Genomic DNA, 9,016 nt, shown 5'->3' on the forward strand with positions numbered 1-9,016 from the left:
AAATGTATACAAAATTATGTTCATATTGTTCTGGAATGTTGCTTTCGTAGGGCCGGTCGGCTACTAGATTGGGTACAAATTTTCGAACGCGCCCGCATCGCGGGTGGTTTCCCGATTTCTAGCCTTAACAACTCGAGAGGAACGACCATGACCACCATCAGTCTGGAAACCGCGCTGGGCATTACCCGCCAGGCGCTGGCGGTGGGGCGCGAGCTGTCCACCGCGCCCCTGACCATCGCGGTGCTCGATGCTGGCGGCCACCTGGTGGCGCTGCAGCGCGAGGACGGCGCCAGCATGCTGCGACCGCAGATCGCCATCGGCAAGGCCTGGGGCGCCGTGGCCCTGGGCAAGTCGTCGCGGCTGCTGGCGGCGGATGCACAGCAGCGGCCTTCGTTCATTTCCGCGGTGAACACCCTGGCCCATGGCAATCTGGTTCCGGCGCCGGGCGGGGTGTTGATTCGCAACGACAAGGCAGAGGTGGTCGGCGCGGTCGGTATCAGCGGCGATACCTCGGATATCGACGAGCAATGCGCGATCCAGGGCGTGCTGGCGGTCGGGCTGGTGCCCGACGCCGGTTGAGCTTGCGGCCCGCTCACCAGGACCGGGCCTTCGTTCCCTTCTTCAGGTGGCGTACGCCGCCATCCACCAGGCTCTCCGTGCCATACCTGCAGCGGGGCTCGTTCGAGGCCAGGAATAGCGCGGCACTGGCGATCTCCAGCGGCTCCCCCAGGCGTCCCGGGCAATCTTCTCCCTCAGCGCCTGGGCGGCCTCGAGATCGGTAGCGGCCTTGTCCAGCGCTGGCGTCCGGGTCGGCCCCGGGCTCAGGGCGTTGACCCGGATACCGTGCTCGAGCAACTCCGCCGATAGCGTCCAGGCGAGGTGTATGCGGAGCTGCCGCCGCGGGTCGAATACCGCGTCACGCCGCTCGGTGCGAAGCCGGCGCTGGGGCGGGGCGGCACGCGATTGAGCGCGCCGCGGCGGGTCAGAGCGGCAGCGGCCGAAGCCGGCCGGCGCTCTTGCCGGATTGCCCGTCGGGCGTGCAGCCTTTCAGGACCAGGCGGGTGATGGTTTCCACCGCAGCGTCGTAGTCGGCGTCGCTGAGCTGTTCCTTGCCGGTGACGATGGAAATCTGCCAATCGAAGTCGGCATAGGTCTGGGTCGCCGCCCAGATGGCGAAGAGCAGGTGATGCGGGTCCACCGGGGCGAGCTGGCCACGGTCGATCCAGGTCTGCAGGCAGGTGACGTTGCGCTGGGCCTGGGCGTTCAGTTCGTCGAGGTATTCCTTCGGCAGGTGCGGCGCGCCGTGCATGATCTCGCTGGCGAAGACCTTGGAGGCATGCGGCAGCTCGCGGGATATGCGGATCTTCGAGCGGATGTAGGCGGGCAGGGCGAGCAGCGGGTCGTCTTCCACGCGGAACGGCGCCGACGCTTGCAGCAGCGGCTCGACGATGCTTTCCAGCACGCAGCGATAGAGGTTTTCCTTGGACTGGAAGTAGTAGTAGACGTTGGGCTTGGGCAGGCCGGCGCGGGCGGCGATGTCGCTGGTCTTGGTCGCCGCGAAGCCCTTGTCGGCGAATTCCTCGCTGGCGGCGCGGAGGATCAGGCGCTTGTTGCGCTCGCGGATGCTGGTCATCAGTCCTTGTTCTTCATTGCTGCAACGGCGGCAGGAAGCCGAGGATGGTAGCACCCGCCCGGAGCGCCCCTCAAGCAAGGTGCGAGCGAGGCGGAGGCCCGGGAAATCCTGACCCGCCGGTTCATTTGCCCTATACATTTCCCGGTATTTGGAGTATTCGTTAGGGGTATCGAGTCGCCCGCTCGCACTCACCCACCGAGCGCCGGGCGAGCCCCCCGGAACAGAACGAGTCACTATGTCCGATTCCCGCCTGGTCGATCCCTTCGGCCGTCGCATCACCTACCTGCGCCTGTCGGTGACGGATCGCTGCGACTTCCGCTGCACCTACTGCATGAGCGAAGACATGCAGTTCCTTCCCCGCGACCAGGTCCTCAGCCTGGAAGAACTGTACGCGGTGGCCGACGCCTTCATCGGCCTCGGCGTGCGGCGCATTCGTATCACCGGCGGCGAGCCGCTGGTGCGCAAGGGCATCACCGGCCTGCTGGCACGCCTGGGGCAGCGTGCGGAACTGGAAGACCTGGCGATCACCACCAACGGTTCGCAACTGCGCGAGCGTGCCGCCGAGCTGAAGGCCGCCGGCGTCCGCCGCCTCAACGTCAGCCTCGACTCGCTGCAGCGCGAACGCTTTGCCGCCTTCACCCGCAGCGATCGCCTGGAGCAGGTGCTGGACGGCATCCAGGCGGCGCGCGAAGCCGGTTTCGAGCGGATCAAGCTGAACTGCGTGGTACAGAAGGGCCGCAACGACGACGAGATCCTCGACCTGGTCGAGTACGCCCTGGCCAACCAGTTGGACATCAGTTTCATCGAGGAAATGCCGCTGGGTAGCATCACCAGTCACCGTCGCGAGCTGACCCTCTGCACCAGCGACGAAGTCCGCGCGATCATCGAGCGCCGCTGGCCGCTGACCCCGAGCCTGGCGCGCAGCGGAGGACCGTCGCGGTATTACCAGATCGGCGACGAGCCCAGCCGGATCGGCTTCATTTCACCTCACAGCAATAATTTCTGCGGCGACTGCAACCGCGTGCGCGTCACCGCCGAGGGCAAGCTGGTGCTCTGCCTCGGCCACGAGGGGGCGCTCGACCTGCGCGAACTGCTGCGCAGCCATCCCGGCGACCGCGAGCGCCTGAGCGCGGCACTGGTGGCGGCGCTGAACCTGAAGCCGGAGCGGCATCACTTCGACGCCCAGGAGCAGGTCCAGGTGCTGCGTTTCATGAGCATGACCGGCGGCTGACGGTATCCTCCTGGGGCGATGGCACCAACGGCGCCATCCGCCGCTTCCTCTCCCATGCCACCCGGGCGACCGTGTTCCGGCACGCACCGCTCGCTGCCCCGTCCCTGGAAAAGCGACGCGGCGCAACGCCGAAACGCGGCGAAGAAGTCATGCTGCCTGCCGCGCCAGTAAAGGAAAGCCTCCCATGCACCGGGTCCTGTTCATCTGCAGCCGCAACCGCCTGCGTAGTCCCAGCGCCGAACGGCTGTTCGCCGACTGGCCGGGCGTCGAGACCGATTCCGCCGGGCTGGCGGCGGACGCCGAGACGCCTCTGGAGCGGGAGCAACTGGAGTGGGCGACGCTGGTCGTCGTCATGGAGCGCCGCCACCGGCAGGCGCTGCTGCGCCGGCACGCCGCGGCGATGAAAGGCAAGCGCCTGGTCTGCCTGGATATCCCGGACGACTACGCCTACATGCAGGCGGAATTGCTGCATCTGCTGGAGCGCAAGGCGGGGCCTTTCCTTCGGCGGGACTGAGTGGTGCGGACCGCGAGCGGAAAAAAAAGAAGCCGGACGAAGTCCGGCCCGACGGAAGGGCGGACCGGGAGTGTCGCCGGTCCGCCAGGGAGTCAGGAGTGCTTGGGCGCCGGCGCGTGGCTGCCGCACAAGTGGCTGCGGTCGTTGCGGCTGAGGATGTTGAACAGCAGGTTCAGCACCACCGCCCAGATCGCGGTCATGGCGATGCCGCTATGGGTGATCGGCTCCATCCAGACCGGCAGGCGGGCGAAGAAGTCCGGGCGCACCACCGGCACCATGCCCATGCCGATGCTTACCGCCACCAGCAACTGGTTGCGGCGGTCGGTGATGTTGGCCTCGTGGAGGATCTGGATGCCGCTGGCGGCGACCATGCCGAACATGGCGATGCCGGCGCCGCCGAGTACCGCCGGCGGGATCGAGGCGACCAGGAAGGCGGCCTTGGGCAGCATGCTGAGGAGGATCAGGAAACCGGCGGCGGCCACCGTGACGTAGCGGCTGCGCACCCCGGTCATCTGCACCAGGCCGATGTTCTGGGCGAACGAGGAATGGGTGAAGGTGTTCAGGAAACCGGCGAAGAACGAGGCGCCGGCGTCGCAGAGCAGGCCGCGGCGCAGTTCGGTCGGGGTGATCTCGCGGCCGGTGATCTTGCCCAGGGCGAGGAACATGCCGGTGGACTCGACGAAGATGATCACTACCACCAGGCACATCGACAGGATCGGCGCCAGGTCGAAGGTCGGCGCGCCGAAGTGCAGCGGGGTGACGATGTCGAACCAGGGGCGCTCGGCCAGACCGCCGAGGTCGACCATGCCCATGCCGCCGGCGATCGCGTAGCCCAGGCCCATGCCCATCAGCACCGAGATGTTGACCCAGAAACCGCGCATGAAGCGGTTGATCAGGAGGATGGTGCAGAGCACCAGGCTGGAGAGGAACAGGAAGTGCAGGGAGCCGAAGTCTTCCGCGCCCTTGCCGCCGCCGGCCCAGTTGATCGCTACCGGGAACAGGCACATGCCGATCGAGGTGATCACCGTGCCGGTCACCAGCGGCGGGAAGAAACGCACGATGCGCGACATGAAGGGGGCGATGAGCATGCCGAAGAAGCCGGCGGCGATGGTCGCGCCGAAGATCCCGGTGATGCCCACGCCGGGCATCCCGGCCATCGCCACCATGCTGCCGACGGCGGCGAAGCTGGCGCCCATCATCACCGGCATGCGGATGCCCATCGGGCCGATGCCCAGCGACTGGACCAGGGTGGCGATGCCGGCGACCAGCAGGTCGGCGTTGATCAGGAAGGCGATTTCCTCGCGCGAGAGGCCGGCCGCCTGGCCGACGATCAGAGGCACGGCGACGGCGCCACCGTACATCAGCAGCACATGCTGGAAGCCCACCAGCAGCAGCTGCGTCAGAGGCAGGCGCTGGTCTACGGGCGAGTCGGGGATGCGGCGATCAGTTACCACGGACATGCAACACCTCAGGCGTTTTTATTGTTGTCAGTCGCAGGCGGACACCGGAAAAGGCAGGTTCCGGCGGCCGGGTATTTCTGGCCGAACATCCACCCCAGGCTTCAGGGCGATGCGGTGGGGTGTTTTATATCCCCGTTGTGTGCTCGATTCAATCGATTTTTTGTATACAAAGTAATTTTTTGTAGTTGACCAATCGGTCTACTACAGGCTTTCCAGAGCTGCTTCCACTGTATCCATAGAACTGGCGCCGGCTACCCCCGGGACGCCCGGCGGTGTACGACATTGGTCGGATAGCCGACGTGCTCTAGCCGCTGGGAGTTTTCAGCGACCCCTACCTCAGTGAGCGCAAGCCCGGTGCAGCAAGGCCTTGAACCCTGTCGCCCGGGATCAGCCATGGGTCTTTGCGGAACGCCTGCTTGCATTGGCGACTACAAGCAGCGACGTGCGCGAGAGCAACCGGCTATCTGAGCGCCAGTAGATCCTGGCGGCAATGGAGACGCTCAACGAGCAAAGAGAATGCCGCCAGCGCTTGCTGGAGTGCACAACGGCAGACTGGCCAAGGTGCCAAGGCTCGGGGCAGGTCATGCTGGGCAAGAAGCCGGCGGAGTTTTCCTGAGCGTTCTACAGGAGAGGCACGAAGGAGGTCGCCGAAGTCGTTCGGCATATCGAACGTCCCCCTTTTTCAGCTTTCGGCAGCGCCCAACGGGCCACTGGCAATCAGGCTGGCACCACAAGCTGTTTTCATCCCATGTAGCGCGACCGGGACCCCATTCACATCCAGCAGGGCGCTACCTTCGGTAATGGGGAAGGTTCCCTTGCACAAGGGGCAAACCACTTGGTGGCCTACACCGGCCATCGGCTTGCCGTTGAGGTCGGTCTGGCCGAACGCCTCAATCACCGTGCCTCCATGGCTGGTGGTGTCGCCAAGGCGAATGATGTCCATCGCGGGTTGCTCCTATAGGTCGTCCAGCCAGCTGTCTTTTGGCTTCAGGCTGGAGAGGAATTCCTCGTAGACATAGTGATCACCCAGCGTTTGGCCGCCAGGCGTAGCGGGTTTCGGAGCAGGGGAAGGACCGGCATTTCCGCCACGCGGCGATGAAGACGTCGGGCGCACGCGGATCGAATCGACAATGGCGTCCCACAGTTCCAAAGCCTCTTTGTCCGATTTGAAGGCAGGGGGCGGTGGTTTACCGTTTTCATTGCTGCGTTCCAGTACCGCCAGTCCCGCAGTAAGATTGGGCTCGGTTAGCGATTCCTCCTTGCCTTGAACCTCCCACATGAATGTGTAGGCGCGCTGTCCCTTGTTGCTTCCCGCAACCAAGTACTCCTCTCCCGGAAGGCTCCCCACAGGGTGCTTCCCCTTTCTCAATCTCTCGACTCCAGCAACCGTAGCGAGCATGTTCTGCACGAAGCCGTCGACTCGCTCAAGAAGGCTGTTTAGCTCAGATCCCGTGGAGGAGCGGAATTCAAAGCGCGCACCAGGGTGATTGGGAAAGGTAACACCTACGCCAAACTCTTCATCTTGAAAACTCTCCCCTGCAATATAGGCATGATCAATGCAAAAGCCCGGCTCAGTTGGAGCTTCTTTGGGCTCGCGAGAGCGAAGGCTTCGGGATATATCATTGATAGCTTCCTCCCCTTCCTTCTTTTTATCGTGAGTAACTTCTCCTGAGTATAGAAAAACCTCTCCCTTGGGATGAGCCACAAAATATGAGTCAACCCTATAAGAAAGCAAACTAGCATTCGAATCCCAAGACCACAGGCTAATGGCTCCAGCCTTGTCTTCCGCCCTCCGAACAAACATGCTCTCCTTTGTTTTTTTATGAATGCCATTCCGTAACTCTTGCTCGCGATGGGCAATCCTGGCTGCTAGCTCAGCAGGTGTGCCATCTAGCCGTTGGATGTTGTCGCCCCATAGATAGTATCCGGCGTTAATTACCGCGTCAGGCGGCAGATCAATCAGAAAGCGACCAAAGCAATGAGTGATCCATCCGGTCTTGTCCATGGAAGGGCTCCGAGAAGAAGAAAACGAAGTACAACTGGTCATGCTGGTCAAGACCACCAACCCAAGTACAGCAAACAACCGACGGGGATGCATCATGTCCCTCCTTTGTCATTAGGATGCCAATCCGCCAACTGGGTGATTTTGATCACACCATATAGCGCTGCCCATTGGGCACGAGCATCGTTGTAACTCTCCTGGTGCTCATAGCCCCGTTTGGTATTGGCCTGTCCCTTGCCCTTGCTGCCATGCCGAAAGCTGGCCTTGACACCTGCCAGGGCAGGCGCCTGGCCGGAGTCGGTCGGTACCGTTTCGTCACCTCCGCTGCCGGAAGCGTCCAGTGGATTTCCCGCCTCCAGCGGACCCTGCACTATGGTGGGCAAGCCCCGGCGGAACCAACTGTTGTAAGTGCCGTTCTCATCGTCGTTGAGTGTGGCGCCAGGGGTTTCCAGAGGGGTCGGGTCACCTTTCCAGATCAAATCACGCCAACTATGGCGGCTATCGTCAGCACCGTAATGAACATAGGTTTCGACGTGGTAGCCCGCCGTAGCCAATTCATTATGAAAGTCAGCAATAGCATCAATTTTCTTCTCAAAAATTACCCTGGGATTTTTCTTTTTATTTTCAGTGTTTGATAAGTCTAGATATTGTGCATTTTGTTCAGGCACCAATCCATACCACGTAGAGCTCTTGTATATCTCTTCATAAGGATCCTGGTTCTGCGGATAAGCCCGAGGCTTTCCATCAATATCCTTGAGTACCTGGCCTTGCGCGTCGCACAGAAACAGCCAGGGACGTCCTTCCCGGTATTCGGCGCTAGGGGCCAACTCCAGCGCGCCGGCCGAGTTGGCGACAACGGCTGTCACTTCACCGGCATTTCGTCCCAGCACGACCTGTGCGATACCTTCATAGCCACAACGCATATGATGGTAGATGGTCGAGGAACCCGTCGCAGGTTGCACGCCATGCACCACCCCCAATACGCGCTCATAGCCGTGCAACTGCGTCAAGGCACGCGCCACCAGCCCTCCCATAGAGTGGGTGACCAGAATGACTTTCATACGACTTATTTGCTCGGGATCGAGACCATACTCCTTCTGGTAGAAGGGCCACACCGTGTTCTCGATGTAGTCGCGTACATCCAGCGCCGACTGCCGATTGGACTGTAGCCAGTTATAACCGGCGCACCAGACGTCGAACTGGTATCGGCTGGCCTTGAGCAATTCCTCTTCATCGATCGGCCCCACCTTTCCCTGCTCCTCACCCTGATCTCCAGGAGGAGAGAGGGCTTCGTCATTCCACCATGCCTGGAGTTCCCTACGGCTGACGATGTTATCCAGTCGCCTCTCCATTAATCCCATGACGGGGTTGTACGCACTGCGCATGACCTTGCCCCAGCCGCGCAGGCGGGCAGCCTCTTCATCCAGGCCAGACTGGCCGACATCGATCGTGCCTTGGTCATCGACTTCCACTCTCTCGGCTCTCAGAAGTTTTTGACGGACCTTTGGGCCCCTCCAGGCCCAAGTCCACAACGCACCAAACGAGGCAGCGAAATCTCCCAGAGGCCGCAGACCATTCGGCGGCCTCCAGACCTCACTTTTATCTGCCTTGTTGCGCAGGTTGGTTCCCATGATCCCCGGAATGAAGATCACCGGCAGGGGAGCGGTCTGCCGAACCAGTGCCACCTTTTCGCTCTGATTGTCGGTACGGGTCAACTGCGCCTTGTAGACAGGCCGTCCCAGACTGTCGCGAGAGCGAGGAATGATCACATCCTGATTCGGCTCGAGCGGTTCGCTGCTCATGTGTTGGACTCCGTGTCGCTGTTGTGACTGCCCTTGCCCAGGATGCGTATCTGCACCGGGTCCATGGCCAGGTGTTGTTGCTTGGGTAAACGGCCCTGGCTGTCGGTCATCAGTTTCACCACACCACCATCGCCTCGTATCACTTCAACGGCGATATTGGGTAACGGCTCCAGCGTGGCTTCGTCGCGCAGGACATACCGGTCATCGAACGGTGTCGAATCCCAGGCGTTGAAGCTGGTCGATGCATGAGCGGGACCGACATGACTGTGCTTCGCCGCCTTGACCACGAAGTTGCCGGGCATGCCCAGCTCGATGTTGCCGCCCTTGAGGGTCAGGTAGGCGCCGCCGCACATCAGGGTGATGTGCTCCTTCGC

At 62.2% G+C, this 9,016-nt stretch carries 10 protein-coding genes; 3 read left to right on the plus strand and 7 right to left on the minus strand.

What is annotated here, in order from left to right; genetic code table 11:
* Window positions 1–147: 147 nt before the first annotated feature.
* The gene (locus tag AC4OR5_RS13970) at window positions 148–579 is read left to right on the plus strand and encodes a GlcG/HbpS family heme-binding protein (protein ID WP_003083199.1); all 432 of its coding nucleotides are present in this window, start codon (window positions 148–150) and stop codon (window positions 577–579) included.
* A 42-nt stretch (window positions 580–621) separates the two neighbouring features.
* Here AC4OR5_RS13970 and AC4OR5_RS13975 read toward each other — a convergent pair whose 3' ends face one another.
* Both AC4OR5_RS13975 and AC4OR5_RS13980 read right to left on the minus strand, forming a co-directional pair.
* Window positions 622–885, minus strand: a complete 264-nt coding sequence (locus tag AC4OR5_RS13975) for an SDR family oxidoreductase (RefSeq protein ID WP_162492500.1) — start codon at window positions 883–885, stop codon at window positions 622–624.
* Between the two features lie 97 nt (window positions 886–982).
* Window positions 983–1,633: a TetR/AcrR family transcriptional regulator gene (locus tag AC4OR5_RS13980; RefSeq protein ID WP_003087183.1), complete on the minus strand. Its 651-nt coding sequence runs from the start codon at window positions 1,631–1,633 to the stop codon at window positions 983–985.
* Between the two features lie 235 nt (window positions 1,634–1,868).
* Between AC4OR5_RS13980 and moaA the strand changes: the two genes are divergently transcribed.
* Both moaA and AC4OR5_RS13990 read left to right on the plus strand, forming a co-directional pair.
* A complete protein-coding gene (moaA, locus tag AC4OR5_RS13985; RefSeq protein WP_003083204.1) occupies window positions 1,869–2,864 on the plus strand; it encodes a GTP 3',8-cyclase MoaA in 996 nt (331 codons plus the stop codon).
* A gap of 184 nt (window positions 2,865–3,048) precedes the next feature.
* The gene (locus tag AC4OR5_RS13990; RefSeq protein ID WP_003087185.1) at window positions 3,049–3,378 is read left to right on the plus strand and encodes a low molecular weight protein tyrosine phosphatase family protein; all 330 of its coding nucleotides are present in this window, start codon (window positions 3,049–3,051) and stop codon (window positions 3,376–3,378) included.
* A 92-nt stretch (window positions 3,379–3,470) separates the two neighbouring features.
* Here the strand turns inward: AC4OR5_RS13990 and AC4OR5_RS13995 are convergent, their stop codons facing one another.
* From AC4OR5_RS13995 to AC4OR5_RS14015, 5 genes are all read right to left on the minus strand, one after another.
* Window positions 3,471–4,838 (minus strand): nucleobase:cation symporter-2 family protein, encoded by a 1,368-nt coding sequence (locus AC4OR5_RS13995; RefSeq protein WP_003083208.1) that lies wholly within the window; start codon window positions 4,836–4,838, stop codon window positions 3,471–3,473.
* 682 nt (window positions 4,839–5,520) lie between these two features.
* Window positions 5,521–5,781 carry a PAAR domain-containing protein gene (locus AC4OR5_RS14000; RefSeq protein ID WP_003105819.1) on the minus strand — a complete coding sequence of 87 codons (261 nt, stop codon included), beginning with the start codon at window positions 5,779–5,781 and terminating at the stop codon, window positions 5,521–5,523.
* Between the two features lie 12 nt (window positions 5,782–5,793).
* On the minus strand, window positions 5,794–6,939 hold the full coding sequence (locus tag AC4OR5_RS14005) for a T6SS immunity protein Tli4 family protein (protein ID WP_023875554.1): 1,146 nt from the start codon (window positions 6,937–6,939) through the stop codon (window positions 5,794–5,796).
* Window positions 6,936–8,642 carry an esterase/lipase family protein gene (locus AC4OR5_RS14010; RefSeq protein ID WP_058160340.1) on the minus strand — a complete coding sequence of 569 codons (1,707 nt, stop codon included), beginning with the start codon at window positions 8,640–8,642 and terminating at the stop codon, window positions 6,936–6,938. Before AC4OR5_RS14010 ends, AC4OR5_RS14005 begins: the two co-directional genes overlap by 4 nt.
* Window positions 8,639–9,016, minus strand: a 378-nt coding sequence (locus AC4OR5_RS14015) for a DUF2345 domain-containing protein (RefSeq protein WP_079758894.1), incomplete at its 5' end; no start/stop codon positions are given. The genes AC4OR5_RS14010 and AC4OR5_RS14015, both read right to left, overlap by 4 nt.

It is taken from the genome of Pseudomonas sp. YA1, assembly GCF_058680555.1.

What these genes read in the sequence shown, in the direction of transcription:
- AC4OR5_RS13970 (WP_003083199.1), top strand. Translation starts at nt 148, where the DNA reads ATGACCACCATCAGTCTGGAAACCGCGCTGGGCATTACCCGCCAGGCG.
- AC4OR5_RS13980 (WP_003087183.1), bottom strand. Translation starts at nt 1,633, where the DNA reads ATGACCAGCATCCGCGAGCGCAACAAGCGCCTGATCCTCCGCGCCGCC.
- moaA (WP_003083204.1), top strand. Translation starts at nt 1,869, where the DNA reads ATGTCCGATTCCCGCCTGGTCGATCCCTTCGGCCGTCGCATCACCTAC.
- AC4OR5_RS13990 (WP_003087185.1), top strand. Translation starts at nt 3,049, where the DNA reads ATGCACCGGGTCCTGTTCATCTGCAGCCGCAACCGCCTGCGTAGTCCC.
- AC4OR5_RS13995 (WP_003083208.1), bottom strand. Translation starts at nt 4,838, where the DNA reads ATGTCCGTGGTAACTGATCGCCGCATCCCCGACTCGCCCGTAGACCAG.
- AC4OR5_RS14000 (WP_003105819.1), bottom strand. Translation starts at nt 5,781, where the DNA reads ATGGACATCATTCGCCTTGGCGACACCACCAGCCATGGAGGCACGGTG.
- AC4OR5_RS14005 (WP_023875554.1), bottom strand. Translation starts at nt 6,939, where the DNA reads ATGATGCATCCCCGTCGGTTGTTTGCTGTACTTGGGTTGGTGGTCTTG.
- AC4OR5_RS14010 (WP_058160340.1), bottom strand. Translation starts at nt 8,642, where the DNA reads ATGAGCAGCGAACCGCTCGAGCCGAATCAGGATGTGATCATTCCTCGC.